Below are 15,226 nucleotides of genomic sequence, written 5' to 3'. Positions count from 1 at the left end.
GGGTCCGCACCCATGCGCAAGCTGTACGTCCTGCTGCTGAGCCTGCTGCTCACCGCCCTCGCCGCGCCCTCGCACGCCGCCGACAACGGGAGCTGGTCCGTCTACCCCGTGTCCGGGTCGGTGGCCGAGCGGCCGTACTTCTACCTGTTCGCCGATCCCGGGCAGACCATCGAGGACAAGGTGGTCGTCGTCAACAAGACGGCCGAGCCCATGACGTTCCGGCTGTACTCCGCCGACGCCTACAACACCGCGCGCGACGGTGGATTCGCCGTACGCACCGTGACAGAGAAGATGCGCGGCGTCGGTGTGTGGGCGAAGCCCGCGAAGTCCCGGATCAAGGTCCCGGGGCACGGCAAGGTCACCGTCCCCTTCACGCTGAAGGTGCCCGACGGCGCCGAACCCGGCGACCACCCCGGCGCGATCGTGGCGCTCGACGAGCGCGTCGACCGCGGGGACGGTTCCGTCGCGCTCGGGGTGCAGCGGGCCGTCGCCGCCCGCCTCTACCTCCGGGTCGGCGGGCCCACCCTGCCCGCGATCTCCGTCGAGGACGTCCGTGTCGCCCACCACCAGCCGCTCGTGCCCGGCTTCGGCGACAGCGCGGCGACGGTCTCGTACACCCTCCACAACACCGGCAATCTCACCCTGAACCCGAAGGTGGAGCTGCGGGCGACGGGCCTCTTCGGCCGCACGCTGCTCGCCCGTGACCTGACGAGGATCCCCTCCGAGCTGCTGCCCGGCCAGAAGGTGCGGCTGAGTGAGCCGTGGAAGGGGGCGCCGCAGCTGGACTGGGGTGAGGTGACCCTGACGGCGAGCGCCGAGGACACCCGCGAGTCGGCGGGAGCCTCCTTCTTCGCGCTGCCGTGGCTGGCGGCGGCGGTGCTGCTGGTGGTCGTGGCCGTGGGAGTCGTCCTGCTGATCAGGGCGCGGCGGACACGGGCCGGGACCAGCCGCCGAGGGCGCGGCGCAGGCGGCCCTTCTGCGGGGACTCGGGCGGTTCGGCGGGAGCCGGTTCGTGTGTCGTCAGCAGCTCCGCGACGGTGACCCGGAAGTGCTCGATCGCGAGGGTCCTGGGCCCCTCCGGGTCCGTGCTCCAGGTGGAGAAGGTGACGTCCACCATCCAGCTCGTCCATGTGCCACGGCCTGCTCGTGCCCGCCCACGTGGATCTTCTCCGTGAGGGTCCACGCGTGATCGGTGATGCCGTCGTCGGCCTCGACTAGGACGTACCGCTCACCTCCCATGACGCCCCGGCTCAGAGCGCGTCGGGACCGCGCTCGCCCGTTCGTACGCGTACGACGGTTTCGACCGGCAGGGCCCATACCTTGCCGTCGCCGATCTTGCCGGTGTGCGCGGCCTTCACGATCGCGTCGATCACGGCCTCGGAGTCGGCGTCGTCGACGACGACCTCGATACGGACCTTGGGCACCAGGTCGACCTGGTACTCGGCGCCGCGGTACACCTCGGTGTGGCCGCGCTGACGGCCGTAGCCGCTGGCCTCGGTCACGGTCAGCCCGTGCACGCCGAGCTCCTGGAGCGCCGTCTTGACCTCGTCGAGGCGGTACGGCTTGACGATCGCGGTGATGAGCTTCATGCCTGGGGCTTGACCTTCTGAGCGGAGGGAACGACGGAGGCGCTGACCGGGGCACCGTGGCCCAGGACGCCGTGATCGTATGCCGTCTCGGCGTGCACCGTAAGGTCGAGACCGGTGTGCTCCTGATCCTCGCCCGCCCGCAGGCCCAGCGTCCTGTCGATCAGCTTGGCGATGCCGTACGTCACCACGAAGGCGTACGTCCCCACGGCGACCACGGCCACCAGCTGCTTGCCGAGCTGGGCGAGGCCGCCGCCGTAGAGGAGGCCCTCGGTGCCGCCGGTCATCGACTCGACGGCGAAGACGCCGATGAGAAGGGTGCCGATGACACCGCCGACCAGGTGGACGCCGACGACGTCGAGGGAGTCGTCGTAGTTCAGCCTGAACTTCCAGCCCACGGCGTACGAGCAGACGACACCGGCCGCCAGGCCGACGACCAGCGCGCCGAGCAGGGAGACCGAGCCGCAGGACGGGGTGATCGCGACGAGACCGGCGACCGCGCCGGAGGCCGAGCCAAGGGTGGTGGGGTGGCCGTCGCGCTTCTGCTCCACGAACAGCCAGCCCAGCAGGCCCGTGCAGCCCGCCGCGAGGGTGTTGAGGAAGGCGGCCGCGGCCAGTCCGTTGGCGCCCAGCGCCGAGCCGGCGTTGAAGCCGAACCAGCCGAACCAGAGGAGCCCCGCGCCCAGCATGACCATGGGCAGGTTGTGCGGACGCATCGCGTCCTTCTTGAAGCCGAGACGCGGGCCCAGGACCAGGCACAGAGCCAGACCGGAGGCACCGGAGGTGATCTCGACGGGGAGACCGCCCGCGAAGTCGAGGGCGCCGAGCTTGTCCAGGATCCAGCCGCCCGGCCCCCAGACCCAGTGGGCGACGGGAACGTATACGAGCAGCGCCCACACCGGGACGAAGACCAGCCACGCGCCGAACTTCGCCCGGTCCGCGATCGCGCCGCTGATCAGCGCGGCCGTGATGATCGCGAAGGTCAGCTGGAAGGTGGCGAAGAGCAGGGTGGGGACGGTGCCCTGGACGCTGTCGGGGCCGAGGCCGGCCATGCCGGCGTGGTCGAGGCCGCCGAGGAGTCCGCCGCCGATGTCGTCACCGAAGGCGAGGGAGTAGCCCGCGGCCAGCCATACGACGGTCACCAGCGCGATCGACACGAAGCTCATCATCAGCATGTTGAGGACGCTCTTCGTGCGGACCATGCCGCCGTAGAACAGGGCGAGGCCCGGGGTCATCAGCAGGACGAGGGCGGTGGCGGCGAGCAGCCAGGCGGTGTCGCCGGTGTCGATACGCCCGGCGGCAAGGGGGGCGGCGAGAGTCACGGGGTCTCCATCGAGGTGGGGGCTCGTCAGAGGGTCACCGGCGTGCGTTACCGGATGTGTACCGGCGTGTTTCCGTCACGTTTCGTTGCGTACGGGTTACCGGGACCTCACCGTCGGGGGCGGGTGTGGCCGGTTGTGCGGCGGGGCTCCGGGGATCAGGGAGAATGGGCGCCATGAGCGTTCGCAGCCAGTCATCCGAGCAGTCCGCCGAGTCCGGCCACCGTGCGGGCTTCGCCTGCTTCGTGGGCCGCCCCAACGCGGGCAAGTCCACCCTCACGAACGCTCTGGTCGGCCAGAAGGTGGCGATCACCGCGGACCAGCCGCAGACCACGCGGCACACGGTACGGGGGATCGTGCACCGCCCGGAGGCGCAGCTGATCCTGGTGGACACGCCTGGGCTGCACAAGCCGCGCACGCTGCTGGGCCAGCGCCTGAACGACATCGTGCGGACGACGTGGGCCGAGGTCGACGTGATCGGGTTCTGCCTTCCGGCGAACGAGAAGCTCGGTCCCGGTGACCGCTTCATCGCGAAGGAGCTGGCGTCGATCAAGAAGACGCCGAAGATCGCGATCGTCACCAAGACGGACCTGGTGGACTCCAAGACGCTGGCCGAGCAGCTCATCGCCATCGACCAGCTCGGCAAGGAGCTCGGCTTCGAGTGGGCCGAGATCGTTCCCGTCTCGGCGGTCGCTGACCAGCAGGTGGATCTGCTGGCCGACCTGATCGTGCCGCTGCTGCCCGAGGGGCCGGCGCTGTACCCCGAGGGCGACCTCACGGACGAGCCCGAGCAGGTCATGATCGCGGAGTTGATCCGGGAGGCGGCGCTGGAGGGTGTCCGCGACGAGCTTCCGCACTCCATCGCGGTCGTGGTGGAGGAGATGCTGCCCCGCGAGGACCGGCCCGCCGACAAGCCCCTCCTCGACATCCACGCCTTCGTCTACATCGAGCGCCCCAGCCAGAAGGGCATCATCATCGGCCCCAAGGGCAAGCGCCTGAAGGAGGTCGGCATCAAGTCCCGCAAGCAGATCGAGGCGCTGCTGGGGACGCCGGTCTTCCTCGACCTCCACGTGAAGGTCGCGAAGGACTGGCAACGCGACCCCCGCCAGCTGCGCAAGCTGGGCTTCTGAGCCTGTTCCTCGCCCCCGCCGCCCCTACCCGTCCCATCCCTGGGGGCTGCGCCCCCAGACCCCCGCTTCGGCCCTGAACGGGCCTCGTCCTCAAACGCCGGACGGGCTGTGATGGGTAAGGGCGGCGGGGGCGAGAGACGTTTGGCGCAGTCGTTGGAGGCGTTCGTGGGACTCCGTGCCTGGGCGGGCTGTGTAGACGATCAGTTGGTGGTGGTGTTCGTGGCTGAGGAGGATCTCGCAGTCGAGTTCCAGGAGGCCGACCACCGGGTGGCGGAAGCGCTTCGTGGAGGCGCGGCGTAGCGAGACCTCGTGGGCCGTCCAGAGGTGGGCGAACTCCTGGCTGCGGGAGCGGAGTTCCGCCACGAGGGCCGCCGCTTCGGGGTCGTCGGGGCGCGCCGCGGTCACCGCGCGGAGGCTCGCCACCTGGACGCGGGCCATTGCCGGATGGTCCTCGGGCGGGAAGAGCTCCCTCGCCGTCGGGTCGAGGAAGAAGCGGCGGATCAGGTTGCGGTCGCGGGGCGGGCGGGCTGCGGCGTCACCCGCGAGTGCCTTCGCCGGCGCGTTCTGGGCCAGCACCTCCCCGGTGTCGCTCACGACCTGCGCCGGGGTGTCGTGGAGGCGGTCCAGGATCAGCAGCAGGCCCGGGCGCACGTGCGACGACGTCGGCTGCCGGCGTGGCGGCTCCTCGCCCGCCAGGTGGAAGAGGTGGTCCCGTTCGTCGTCCGTCAGGCGCAGCGCGCGGGCCAGTGCCGTCAGCATCTGGCGGGACGGACGCGGGCCCCTGCGCTGTTCGAGGCGCGTGTAGTAGTCCACCGACATGCCGGTCAGCGCGGCCACCTCCTCCCGGCGCAGGCCCTGGATACGGCGGCGGGCCCCAGGGACCAGCCCCACGTCCGAGGGCTCCAGTCGGGCACGGCCACGGCGCAGGAAGTCGGCGAGTTCGGCTCGGTTCACCCCTCAAGGCTGCGGCAGTCCGCCCGGCTTATCCAGGGACTGGCGGTCCCCCGATCGGAAGGTCTCTCCCGGCCGGCCCGGCCCCCGCGGAGGCTGGGCACCGACCGAGAGGAGCACATGATGCTGACGTTGGTGACGGGTACGACAGGACAGGTCGGCCGTCGGTTCGTGCCCCGGCTGCTGGCGCAGGCCCGGCCGGGGGAGCGGGTGCGGGTGCTGGTGAGGGACGCGGAACGGGCGGAGCGGTTCGCGGGGTCGGGCGCCGAGATCGTGGTGGGGGATCTGCGGGACGACGGGGTGCTCGGCAAGGCGGTCGCCGGGGTGGACGCGGTCGTCAACATCGCGGCCTCCTTCCGCGGGGTCCCGGACGAGGAGGCCTGGGCCGTCAATCGGGATGTGGCCGTCGCACTGGGGCACGCTGCGCTCGCCGCCGGCGTGCAGCGCTTCGTGCAGGTCAGCACCGGGCTCGTGTACGGGCTCGGACGCGGCCGCCCGCTGACCGAGGAGGACGAGAGCCGGCCCGGCGGCGAGATGTGGGGCGCCTACACCGAGTCGAAGGCGGCGGCCGAACGGGAACTGCTCGCCCTGGAAGGCCTGGACGTGCGGGTCGGCCGGCTCGTCTTCGTCTACGGCGAGGGCGATCCGCACCTGGCCCAGTCCCTGATGTGGGCCCGGAACTGGGCGTCGGCCCAGCGCTTGCAGATGGTCCATCACGCGGATGTCGCCCAGGGGCTGCTGCGTCTCCTGTACGCGCCGGGGGTCGCCGGCCGGATCTACAACATCTCCGACGACGCCCCCGTCACGGCACTCGAACTGCACGAGCTCAACGGCGTCGAGGTCCCCGCCGAACTCCACGACCGCACGGATCCCGACCCGTGGCTCGGCATCACCTCCACCGAGCGCATCCGCCGGGAGCTCGGCTTCCGCCCGCTGTACCCCAGCGTCTGGTCGGCCCGGGACGCAGGCGCCCTGTGACCGGCCCTGGTCCAGCGCTGGTCCACTCCTAGTCCACCCCCTTGATCCGCCCCACCAGCACCGCCCCCGCCAACCCGACCACGGCGGCCACCAGATACAGCACCCGGTATCCGCCCAGGTACGTCACGATCGGTGCGGCGAGGGCGGGGGCGGCGACCTGGGGCAGGGAGTTGGCCACGTTGATGACGCCGAGGTCCTTGCCGCGGTCCCCCGCCTTCGGGAGCACGTCCGTCATCAGCGCGAAGTCGACCGACATGAACACCCCGAGGCCCACGCCCAGCAGTGCCGCCACGACGATCGCGCTCGGCCAGGTCTGCCACACGGACAGCAGGGCCGTGGCCGCCGCCATCAGCACCCCGGACCACCGCACATACGGCTTGCGGCGGCCCGACCGGTCCGACCGGACGCCGCCCACCACGACCGTGGCCAGCAGTGTCACGCTGTTCACCGCGGTCAGGATCAGTACGCCCCGCTCGGGGTCGTCGTGGTGGAGGCGGTCCCGCAGGTAGTAGAGGAGGTAGAGGATGACCAGCGCGTTGCTGAGGTTGATCAGGAAGCGGGTCAGCCAGGCCCAGGCGAAGTCCGGGTAGCGGCGCGGGCTCAGCCAGAACCCGCGGAGGAAGGTCTTCGCGGACCACGCCGGGCGGTCCGTCACCGGCAGCCGCAGATCCTCGTAGCGGAGCACGTACGGCAGTACGCCCGCCAGCGTGAAGGCCGCACAGGCCGCGTACCCCGCGGCGATCCCGCCGGCCGCCGTCGCCAGCCCCGTACCGGCGACCGCCCCGAGGATCTGCGCCGCCCCCAGCCAGCCGCCCACCGCACCCCGCTGCAACCGGGGCACCCGGTCCGGCACCGCCGCGGTCACTGCCGCGAAGGCCGCGTTGAGGGTCAGCTGGACCAGGCACCAGCCGAGCATCATCAGCCACAGCCCGCCCGCGCCCGCGAGCAGCAGCAGCGACAGCGCGCCACCGGCCGCACCGGCCACGATCCACGGGGTACGGCGGCCCCGGTGGCTCGTGGTGCGGTCCGACAGCGCGCCGAAGAACGGGTTGGCGGCCAGTGACACCACCGCGCCGACGCCGGTCACCCACGCCAGCAGCGACTCCTTCGACATCCCGGCGCCTGGCGCGAAGTCCTCCGCCTGCCGGGCCAGCAGGATCTGGAGCGGGCCGTACCAGCCCACCCAGATCGCCACGTTGGCCAGCGAGAGCGCCGTCGTCCAGCCCCGGCCGACCCGGTCGGCCGGCTCGGTGAGGGCCGTGGTCACCTCTGGGCCCGGAGCAGCTCCTGGTACCAGCCGTACGAGTCCTTGGGCGTCCGCTCCTGGGTGTCGAGGTTCACGTGCACGAGCCCGAACTGCTGGGCGTAGCCCTCGGCCCACTCGAAGTTGTCCATCAGCGACCACACGAAGTAGCCGCGTACGTCCACACCCGCCTCGACCGCCCGGTGCAGTGCGCGGAGATGACCGTCCAGGTAGTCGATCCTGGCCCGGTCGTGGATGCCCTCGTACGAGCAGCCGTTCTCGGTGATGACGACGGGCGGGAGGCGGTCGCCGTAGCGCTCGCGGAAGCCGGTGAGGAGTTCCGTCAGCGCCTCGGGCACCACCGGCCAGCCGAAGTCGGTCACCGGGACGTCCTCGATCTGCCGCACGGAGAAGGGGAGTTCGGCCGGGATCGTCAGGCCCCCGAACTCGATGTCCGCACCCTGCGGGGCGCCCACCCTGGTCGGCGCGTAGAAGTTGACGCCGTAGAAGTCCAGCGGCTCCCCGATGACCTTCAGGTCGGCCGCCACGTCACCCGGCATCAACTCACCGAGGCCCGCGGGGTATTCGCCCAGCAGGATGGGGTCCGCGAACAGCCGGTTCAGCAGGACGTCGTAGAAGTCCGCCGCCTCCACGTCGGCGGCCTCCTGGGACGCCGGCCACGTCGGCCCGTGCGAGTTGGCGATGCCAATGTCGGTGGCACCGGCCGCGCGCAGGGCCTGGACGCCCAGTCCGTGGGCCAGCAGCAGATGGTGGGCGACCGGCAGCGCGTCGAACATCAGCTGCTTGCCGGGCGCGTGGGCGCCCAACGCGTGCCCGAACAGGGTGTGTTCGGCGGGCTCGTTGATGGTGATCCACTTCTTGACACGGTCACCGAGCCGCTCGGCGACGACCGAGACGTACTCCGCGTACCGCGCCGCGGTGTCCCGCTCCAGCCAGCCGCCTCCTTCCTGGAGGGCCGCGGGCAGGTCCCAGTGGAAGAGGGTGGGCACCGGTCGTACGCCCGCCGCGCACAGCTCGTCGACCAGCCGGTCGTAGAAGTCCAGGCCGCCCTCGGCGCGCACCCGCGGCCAGGAGACGGAGAAGCGGTACGCGTCCACGCCCAGGCCGGCCAGGAGCGCCACGTCCTCGCGGTAGCGGTGGTAGTGGTCGACGGCCACCGCCGCCGTCGAGCCGTCCTTCACCCGTCCCGGCTCGGCCGTGAAGGTGTCCCACACGGAGGGCTCGCGCAGCTCCGCCGCGCCCTCGATCTGATGGGCCGAGGTCGAGACGCCCCACAGGAAGCCGGCCGGGAACCGGGGTATCGGATGCTCTTGATTCGCCATGCGCCGGATCATCCGTACCGCTGGTAACGGAAGTCAACGGGCAGGCGTGAAGAAGCGGTTACGAGCCTCCCGTCAGGCCCCTTCCTTCAGGACCCGTGAGATCAGCTCGCGCTGCTCCTCGGTCAGCCGTGGGTCGGCGGCGTACACCGTCCTGCCGTCCACGGTGATCTCGTAGGCGAAACCGTCGGGCACCCCGATGGGCGGTGTGCCCCGGCCGGAGGCGAGCGCCTTCTCGGCCAGGGCGTGCCACTCGTGGGCGTCGGGCCGGCCCGAGGTGTCCACCTCGGCATGACGCTCGATCCCCGCGAATCCACCGGTACGTCGCACTCGAATACGCATGGGACGTGTCTAGTACGGAACTACGCCGTGCGCACCCCGACCTGCTCCCACGCCTTCAGGACGGCCTGGAGCTCCTCGCCGTCCTTGTAGCGGTCCTTGGCCGCCTCGACCGTCAGGGCGGCGAAGTCCGTGAAGAGGGCGTCCTTCTTCAGCCGGCCGCCGGTCAGGACGTCGTACCAGATCTGTCCGGCCCGCTCCCAGGCGTGGCCGCCGAGGGTGGTGGCGGCGAGGTAGAAGGCGTGGTTGGGGATGCCGGAGTTGATGTGGACGCCGCCGTTGTCACGGCCGGTGCGGACGAAGTCGTCCATGGTCGCGGGCTGCGGGTCCTTGCCGAGGACGTCGTCGTCGTACGCCGTGCCCGGGGCCTTCATGGAGCGCAGGGCGGAGCCGGTGACGCGCGGGGCGAGCAGGCCCGCGCCGATGAGCCAGTCGGCCTCGGCGGCGGTCTGGCCGAGGGTGTGCTGCTTGATGAGGGAGCCGAAGACGTCGGACATCGACTCGTTGAGGGCGCCGGGCTGGCCGAAGTAGGTGAGGTTGGCCGTGTACTGCGTGACGCCGTGGGTGAGTTCGTGGCCGATGACGTCGATCGGGATGGTGAAGTCGAGGAAGATCTCGCCGTCGCCGTCGCCGAACACCATCTGCTCGCCGTTCCAGAAGGCGTTGTTGTAGTTCTCCTCGTAGTGGACGGTGGCGTCCAGCGGGAGGCCGCCTCCGTCGATGGAGTCGCGCTGGTACGCCGCCAGGAACAGCTCGAAGGTGGCTCCGAGACCGGCGTAAGCGCGGTTGACCGTGGCGTCCTTGCCGGGCTCCGAGCCCTCGGTGCGGACCTTCTTGCCGGGCAGGTCGGTGCGGTGCCGGGCGTCGTAGACGGTGCGGTACGGCTTGCCGGGCTCGGCGCCGGACGGCGCGGCGATGGAGGGAGCGCCGACGACCGTGGTCAGCCGGCGGTGGGTGCGCTCGAAGGCGTCGCGTTCCAGGGTCCTGCGGGCGGGACCAGCGAGCGCGGGGTCCTCGGCCTGGGCGAGCTTGTCGAGGACATGCGGTGGTACGACGGTGCAGAAGACGGGCTCAGAGCCCCCGTGGGTCGTCATGCCCGGCACCATTGCACTGTGTTATGCCGCTGTCACTACTCGCAACCATGATTGGTGAAATGTGCGGATAAGGAGCCCGGGTCGCCGTCACCGAGTGGTATGGCGCACGTTTTGTCCCGTTGATCCCCCGGGTCCCGCATACTGATACAGCGCCCCGCACGGACCGCGGCTCGGATAACATGCTTCGCATCATGCGTTTCGGGCTGCTTCTTCTTAGCTGCCGCGGCGAGGGCCTGTAGTCCAGGTCGACTCCCTCCCCGCGGAGCTTGGCGTTGCGTCGTCGGCCGTCCTTCCGGACATCCTGAGGAGCCCCCGCATCATGGCGAACCGCCAGCAGCCCAGTGCCATGCCGATCCACAAGTACGGCCAGTACGACCAGGTCGACATCGCGGACCGCACCTGGCCGAACAACCGGATCACCGTCGCCCCCCGCTGGCTCTCCACGGATCTGCGCGACGGCAACCAGGCCCTGATCGACCCGATGTCGCCCGAGCGCAAGCGCCGGATGTTCGACCAGCTGGTCAAGATGGGCTACAAGGAGATCGAGGTCGGCTTCCCGGCCTCGGGGCAGACCGACTTCGACTTCGTGCGCTCCATCGTCGAGGAGCCGGGCGCGATCCCCGACGACGTCACCATCTCCGTGCTGACCCAGGCCCGCGAGGACCTGATCGAGCGCACGGTGGAGTCCCTGAAGGGCGCCAAGCGCGCCACCGTGCACCTGTACAACGCCACCGCCCCCGTCTTCCGCCGCGTGGTCTTCCGCGGCTCCAAGGACGACATCAAGCAGATCGCCGTCGACGGCACCCGCCTGGTGATGGAGTACGCCGAGAAGCTGCTGGGCCCCGAGACCGAGTTCGGCTACCAGTACAGCCCGGAGATCTTCACCGACACCGAGCTGGACTTCGCGCTGGAGGTCTGCGAGGCGGTCATGGACGTCTACCAGCCGGGTCCGGGCCGCGAGATCATCCTCAACCTGCCCGCCACCGTGGAGCGTTCGACGCCGTCCACGCACGCGGACCGCTTCGAGTGGATGAGCCGCAACATCTCCCGCCGCGAGCACGTCGTCATCTCCGTCCACCCGCACAACGACCGCGGAACCGCCGTCGCCGCCGCCGAGCTGGCCCTGATGGCCGGCGCCGACCGTGTCGAGGGCTGTCTGTTCGGCCAGGGCGAGCGCACCGGCAACGTCGACCTGGTCACCCTGGGCATGAACCTGTTCTCCCAGGGCGTCGACCCGCAGATCGACTTCTCCGACATCGACGAGATCCGTCGTACGTGGGAGTACTGCAACCAGATGGAGGTCCACCCGCGCCACCCGTACGTGGGCGACCTGGTCTACACGTCCTTCTCCGGCTCCCACCAGGACGCCATCAAGAAGGGCTTCGACGCCATGGAGGCCGACGCGGCCGCGAAGGGTGTCACCGTCGACGACATCGAGTGGGCGGTCCCGTACCTGCCGATCGACCCGAAGGACGTCGGCCGCTCCTACGAGGCGGTCATCCGGGTCAACTCGCAGTCCGGCAAGGGTGGTATCGCGTACGTCCTGAAGAACGACCACAAGCTGGACCTGCCGCGCCGGATGCAGATCGAGTTCTCCAAGCTGATCCAGGCCAAGACGGACGCCGAGGGCGGCGAGGTCACCGGCGGCGACATCTGGGCGACCTTCCGGGACGAGTACCTGCCGAACCCCGAGAACCCGTGGGGCCGCGTCCAGGTCAAGAACAACCAGTCGACGACCGACACGGACGGCGTGGACACGCTGAAGGTGGAGGCCACGGTCGACGGTCAGGACACCGTCCTGACGGGCTCCGGCAACGGTCCGATCTCGGCCTTCTTCGACGCCCTGCAGTCCATCGGCATCGACGTACGGCTGCTGGACTACCAGGAGCACACGATGAGCGAGGGGGCGTCCGCGCAGGCCGCCTCCTACATCGAATGCGCGATCGACGGCAAGGTTCTGTGGGGGATCGGCATCGATGCGAACACGACGCGTGCGTCGCTGAAGGCGGTCGTCTCGGCGGTCAACCGAGCGGCGCGCTAAGGAGGTGCCGCGCGGGGTCGCGCTTCGGCTGCGGCGCCGTCGTGGCTGGTCGCGCAGTTCCCCGCGCCCCTGAGGTGTGCCCCGCTCGCCGTTTCTCGGTGAGCGGGGCACCTCTGTTTTCGGCCATCGACCTGTGCAGGTCACGGAGAGGTCTCGTCGGGGGTGCTGACTCCGGGTGCGTGATGTGGCTAACATCACGCCAGCACGGCGATGTTGCCGTGCCGTTACGCGGAGGTGCGACGTGCTGCCAGGACGGGGACGAAACGGCCAGGCCGTCAGGGCTGCGCGCCTGCTGGGCACCCGCACCGCGTGGACGCCCGTGGGCGACGGGGAGTTCTTCTGCCCCGGCTGCGGCGGCGACCGCAACTACCAGCGGCTGACCGGCAGGCGCCGCTTCACCCTCCTCGGCATGCCCGTGCTGCCGCGCGGCGAGACCGGTCCGGTCGTGGAGTGCGCCGCCTGCAAGCGCCACTTCGGCACCGACGTCCTCGACCACCCGACCACCACCCGCTTCTCCGCGATGCTCCGCGACGCCGTCCACACCGTCGCCCTCGCGGTGCTCGCCGCGGGCGGCACCTGCTCCCGTACGGCGCTGGAGGCCGCCGCCTGCACGGTCCGTGCCGCCGGCTTCGACGACTGCACGGAGGACCAGCTCGGGGCGCTGGTCGAGGCGCTGGCCGCGGACACCGGACGGGTCTTCGGCGAGCCCTGCGGGGCAGGCCTGGCCATAGAGCTCCACGAGGCGCTGGACCCGCTGGCCCCGCACCTCGCCCCCGCCGGCCGTGAGTCGGTCCTCCTCCAGGGCGCACGGATCGCCCTCGCCGACGGGCCCTACACCCCCGCGGAGCGGGACGCCCTCGCTACGGTCGGCGCCGCGCTCACCATCTGCGCGGACGACGTGACGCGGCTGCTGGCGGCGGCGCGCACCCCGTCGTAGCAGGCGGGCGGTGCCGCCGCCGTCGTACCACCGCCGCTACTCCCCAGGGAGTAACGGGACCTGAAGGACGCCCTGCGCAGTAACCCCCAACTCGCCCTGCCGCCCGACGAATCGGCCCCCGGCCGCCGGGAGTCTGGAACCGAACCAGACATCCGACCGAGGGGAGGCCCGACTCATGGGGGCCGCAACGACAACCGTCCGGGGACGCCGTGCCGTGCCCTGGCTCGTGCTCGGGCTGTGGATCGCCGTGCTGGCGCTCACCTCGCCGTTCGCGTCGAAGCTCGCGGACGTGCAGCGCGACCGGGCCGTCGACTATCTCCCGGCGAGCGCCGACTCCACCCAGGTCGCCAAGATCCAGGACCGGTTGCCGGGCGGCGAGACGACCCGGATGGTCGTCGTCTACCACCGCGACGGCGGACTGACCGCGGCGGACCGGGCGACGGCCGCCGACCAGATCGGCGAGATCGCGAGCGCGCACCCACTCACTGTGCGGCCGGAGGGCGTCCCGTCCAAGGACGGCACCACCCTGATGTACCCGGTGGCCAGCACCGAGCCCGGCACGGACGAGGAGAAGCGCGACCAACTCGTCGGCGACGTAAGGGACATCGCCCAGGGCGAGGACGGGCTGAGCGTCGACGTCGGCGGCGAGGGCGCGCTCGCGACGGACGCCGGCGAGGTCTACAACTCGCTCGACGGGCCCCTGCTCTACACCACCGCCGCCGTCGTGGCGCTGCTGCTGATCCTCATCTACCGCAGCCCGTTCCTGTGGCTGGTGCCGCTCGCCGTCGCGGGCATGGCCGACTATCTGTCCATGGGGGTCGCCTACGGGCTGAACCAGGGGTTCGGGACGTCGGTCTCCGGCCAGAGCTCCGGCATCATGACCATCCTCGTCTTCGGCGCGGGCACCGACTACGCCCTGCTGCTCGTCTCCCGGTACCGCGAGGAGCTGCGACGCGTCGAGCGGCCCTACGACGCGATGGCCGCCGCGCTGAAGGGCTGCGGACCGGCGGTGCTGGCCTCCTCCGGGACGGTCGCCGCGGGTCTGTTCTGCCTCCTCGCCGCCGATCTCAACTCCAGCCGCGGCATGGGCCCGCTGGGCACGGTCGGCATCCTGTGCGCGCTGGCCGCCATGATGACCCTGCTGCCCGCGATCCTCGTCCTGCTCGGCCGCCGCGTCTTCTGGCCGCTGGTGCCCCGCTACGGCAGCACGCCCAAGGTCCGCCGGTCGCTGTTCGCCGCGATGGGCAGCTCCGCCGGACGCCGGCCGCTGACGGTCCTCGCGGGCGGCGCGGTACTGCTCGGCACGCTGGCGCTCGGGGCACTGAACCTCCCCGGCAGCCTCAAGCAGGAGGACTCCTTCACCAGCAAGCCCGAGGCGGTCGCCGCCCTGGAGACCCTGGGGAAGGCCTATCCCGAGCGCGGCACCCAGCCGATCTCCGTCATCGCCCCCACCGACCGCGCCGACGCCGCCCTGGCCGAGGCCCGGGACACCCCGGGCGTCGACAGCGCGACCCGCGGCCGCAGCGGGAACGGCTGGACGGAGCTCTCCGTCATCGCCGGCTCCGCACCCCAGTCGGCGGGGGAGACCGCCACCATCAAGGAGCTGCGCGACCGCCTCGACGGCTCCTACGTCGGCGGACCCAGCGCCCAGCAGCTCGACATGAAGGACACCAACGCCCGGGACCGGCTGGTCGTCGTACCGCTCGTCCTCGCCTCCGTGCTGCTGATCCTGATGGCCCTGCTGCGGTCGGTCGTCGCGCCGCTGATCCTGGTGGTGGCCGTGGTCGCGGTGTGGGGCGCGGCGCTCGGCATCGGCGGACTGGTCTTCGGCCCGGTCTTCGGCTTCGAGGGCACGGACCCGGGGCTCGGCCTGCTGTCCTTCGTGTTCCTGGTCGCCCTGGGCGTCGACTACGGCATCTTCCTGATGCACCGCATGCGCGAGGAGTCCCTGAAGGGCACCGAACCGGCGCAGGCCGCGCTGATCGCGCTGCGCACGACGGGCGGGGTCATCGCCTCGGCGGGCCTGGTCCTGGCGGCGACGTTCGCGGTGCTGACCAGCATGCCGATGCTGCAGCTGGTGGAACTGGGCTTCGTCATCGCGGTCGGCGTGCTGCTGGACACCTTCCTGGTCCGCACCTATCTGGTCACCAGCGCGAGCGTGGCGCTGCGCCGCAAGGTGTGGTGGCCGGGCGCGCTGTCGAAGCAACCGGCAGTGGGCGGCGAGTCGCCCGAGCCGGTCGCGGAGCCCGCGGGGATGCGCTGAACCGC

Annotated in this window: 13 protein-coding genes; 6 read left to right on the top strand and 7 right to left on the bottom strand. The window is 71.1% G+C overall.

Annotated features, from left to right (window positions below; genetic code table 11):
* Positions 1 to 12 precede the first annotated feature (12 nt).
* Positions 13 to 1,041: a WxL protein peptidoglycan domain-containing protein gene (locus OG381_RS17380; protein ID WP_327717010.1), complete on the top strand. Its 1,029-nt coding sequence runs from the start codon at positions 13 to 15 to the stop codon at positions 1,039 to 1,041.
* A 209-nt stretch (positions 1,042 to 1,250) separates the two neighbouring features.
* Here OG381_RS17380 and OG381_RS17375 read toward each other — a convergent pair whose 3' ends face one another.
* Together OG381_RS17375 and OG381_RS17370 are read right to left on the bottom strand one after the other, a co-directional pair.
* Positions 1,251 to 1,589: a P-II family nitrogen regulator gene (locus OG381_RS17375; protein ID WP_327717009.1), complete on the bottom strand. Its 339-nt coding sequence runs from the start codon at positions 1,587 to 1,589 to the stop codon at positions 1,251 to 1,253.
* Positions 1,586 to 2,908, bottom strand: a complete 1,323-nt coding sequence (locus tag OG381_RS17370) for an ammonium transporter (protein ID WP_327717008.1) — start codon at positions 2,906 to 2,908, stop codon at positions 1,586 to 1,588. The genes OG381_RS17375 and OG381_RS17370 overlap by 4 nt, the downstream gene beginning before the upstream one ends.
* 164 nt (positions 2,909 to 3,072) lie before the next feature.
* On the opposite strand from OG381_RS17370, the gene era reads away from it, so the two are divergent.
* On the top strand, positions 3,073 to 4,035 hold the full coding sequence (era, locus tag OG381_RS17365) for a GTPase Era (protein WP_327717007.1): 963 nt from the start codon (positions 3,073 to 3,075) through the stop codon (positions 4,033 to 4,035).
* Between the two features lie 90 nt (positions 4,036 to 4,125).
* Here the strand turns inward: era and OG381_RS17360 are convergent, their stop codons facing one another.
* Complete coding sequence (locus OG381_RS17360) at positions 4,126 to 4,989, bottom strand: helix-turn-helix transcriptional regulator (RefSeq protein WP_327717006.1); 864 nt, start codon at positions 4,987 to 4,989, stop codon at positions 4,126 to 4,128.
* 120 nt (positions 4,990 to 5,109) lie between these two features.
* Here OG381_RS17360 and OG381_RS17355 point away from each other — a divergent pair, with 120 nt between their 5' ends.
* On the top strand, positions 5,110 to 5,964 hold the full coding sequence (locus OG381_RS17355) for an NAD-dependent epimerase/dehydratase family protein (protein ID WP_327717005.1): 855 nt from the start codon (positions 5,110 to 5,112) through the stop codon (positions 5,962 to 5,964).
* 28 nt (positions 5,965 to 5,992) lie between these two features.
* On the opposite strand, the gene OG381_RS17350 is transcribed toward OG381_RS17355, so the two are convergent.
* The 4 genes from OG381_RS17350 to OG381_RS17335 are packed head-to-tail and all read right to left on the bottom strand — an operon-like array spanning position 5,993 to position 9,980.
* A complete protein-coding gene (locus tag OG381_RS17350) occupies positions 5,993 to 7,231 on the bottom strand; it encodes an MFS transporter (RefSeq protein ID WP_327717004.1) in 1,239 nt (412 codons plus the stop codon).
* Complete coding sequence (locus OG381_RS17345) at positions 7,228 to 8,562, bottom strand: GH1 family beta-glucosidase (protein ID WP_327717003.1); 1,335 nt, start codon at positions 8,560 to 8,562, stop codon at positions 7,228 to 7,230. Before OG381_RS17345 ends, OG381_RS17350 begins: the two co-directional genes overlap by 4 nt.
* 60 nt (positions 8,563 to 8,622) lie before the next feature.
* Positions 8,623 to 8,889: a protealysin inhibitor emfourin gene (locus tag OG381_RS17340; protein ID WP_327717002.1), complete on the bottom strand. Its 267-nt coding sequence runs from the start codon at positions 8,887 to 8,889 to the stop codon at positions 8,623 to 8,625.
* 20 nt (positions 8,890 to 8,909) lie between these two features.
* Positions 8,910 to 9,980, bottom strand: a complete 1,071-nt coding sequence (locus tag OG381_RS17335) for a M4 family metallopeptidase (RefSeq protein ID WP_327717001.1) — start codon at positions 9,978 to 9,980, stop codon at positions 8,910 to 8,912.
* Between the two features lie 319 nt (positions 9,981 to 10,299).
* On the opposite strand from OG381_RS17335, the gene leuA reads away from it, so the two are divergent.
* The 3 genes from leuA (at position 10,300) to OG381_RS17320 (ending at position 15,221) form a co-directional block, all read left to right on the top strand.
* Entirely contained in the window at positions 10,300 to 12,021 is a 1,722-nt protein-coding gene (gene leuA, locus OG381_RS17330) for a 2-isopropylmalate synthase (protein WP_307030839.1), read from the top strand.
* 241 nt (positions 12,022 to 12,262) lie between these two features.
* Positions 12,263 to 12,958, top strand: a complete 696-nt coding sequence (locus tag OG381_RS17325; protein WP_327717000.1) for a TerB family tellurite resistance protein — start codon at positions 12,263 to 12,265, stop codon at positions 12,956 to 12,958.
* Positions 12,959 to 13,133: 175 nt separating this feature from the next.
* Positions 13,134 to 15,221 carry an MMPL family transporter gene (locus OG381_RS17320; protein WP_327716999.1) on the top strand — a complete coding sequence of 696 codons (2,088 nt, stop codon included), beginning with the start codon at positions 13,134 to 13,136 and terminating at the stop codon, positions 15,219 to 15,221.
* Positions 15,222 to 15,226 lie beyond the last annotated feature (5 nt).

Source organism: Streptomyces sp. NBC_00490 (genome assembly GCF_036013645.1).
GTDB lineage: Bacteria > Actinomycetota > Actinomycetes > Streptomycetales > Streptomycetaceae > Streptomyces > Streptomyces canus_F.
Note: the sequence above shows the minus strand (reverse complement) of the source record. Positions and strands in the feature narration are given on the sequence as shown.